At 53.4% G+C, this 1,223-nt stretch carries 1 pseudogene; it reads left to right on the top strand.

Going from position 1 to position 1,223, the window contains the following annotated elements:
• The first annotated feature begins 48 nt into the window (after positions 1-48).
• Positions 49-1,205 (top strand): annotated as a pseudogene (locus BUB72_RS18465) (IS3 family transposase).
• Positions 1,206-1,223: the final 18 nt, after the last annotated feature.

Below are 1,223 nucleotides of genomic sequence, written 5' to 3'. Positions count from 1 at the left end.
ATTTGTAGACGCTTTGCTTGGTAATTTTGGAACCAAGGAGAGATGGATATGAACAAAGGAATTCGGTTTACGGATGAGTTTAAGCGGGACGCTGTGGCGCAGGTTGTTGAGCGTCGGTTTGCAGTCAGCGAGGTTGCCGAACGGCTGGGGATTAGCACCAAATCGCTGTACACTTGAAAAGCGCAGCTTTCGAAGCCGCCGCATGTAAGAGCTGAGGTCTTGGATCAGGCCGCGGAGATCAAGCGATTGAAGCGGGAACTGGCACGGGTCACCGAGGAACGCACTATCTTAAAAAAGGCGACCGCGTACTTCGCGCGAGAGTCTCAGTGAGGTACGCGTTTATTGAGGCTCATCGCGCCGAGTTTTCTGTGCGTTCAATGTGTCGCGTGCTGATGGTTCATTTCAGCGGGTTCTATGCATGGCTTAAAGAACCGTTAAGCCCGCGTGCGCAGGAAGACATGCGTCAAACCGATCTGATCCAGCAAGCTTGGGCTGACAGCGGCAGGGTCTACGGCTACCGCAAACTGCACGATGATCTTTTGGATCAAGGTGAGACCTGCTCAGAGAACCGTGTTGCACGTTTGACCAGCTTAGCAGGCATCTCGGCACAGATCGGTTACAAACGCCGCCCTGGCAGGTACGGGGGCAAGCCCGCAGTCGTTGCTGACAACACGTTGGACCGACAGTTCGAAGTTGAAGCGCCCGATGTCGTTTGGGTGACGGACATCACGTACATCAAAACCCACGAGGGTTGGTCATATCTGGCTGTCGTCATTGATCTGTTCTCAAGACGTGTCGTCGGTTGGTCCATGCAATCGCGCATGACGACAGATCTCGCTCTTCAGGCTCTGCTTGCAGCAGTGTGGCGGCGCAAACCAAAGACCAAGGTGATGATCCATTCCGATCAAGGTTCTCAGTTCACCAGCAAAGAGTGGCTGTCGTTTCTTGGAAAACACAATCTTGTTGCCAGCATGAGCAGGCGCGGGAATTGCCATGACAACGCAGTCGCCGAAAGCTTCTTCCAGCTTTTGAAACGGGAACGCGTCAGGCGGCGGACATATGTCACACGCGATGCTGCAAGGCAGGACGAGTTCAATTACATCGAGATGTTTTACAACCCGACACGCAAGCACACAAACAACGGCATGCTGTCGCCAGTTGACTATGAAACAGAACAGAAGAAAATGAGCGAGGTGGGCGTCTAGGAAACTAGGGGCACCTCA

The sequence above is a fragment of the Litoreibacter ascidiaceicola genome (genome assembly GCF_900129235.1).
In the GTDB taxonomy this organism is placed as follows: Bacteria; Pseudomonadota; Alphaproteobacteria; order Rhodobacterales; family Rhodobacteraceae; genus Litoreibacter; species Litoreibacter ascidiaceicola.
This window is presented reverse-complemented; position numbering and strand designations above follow the sequence as displayed.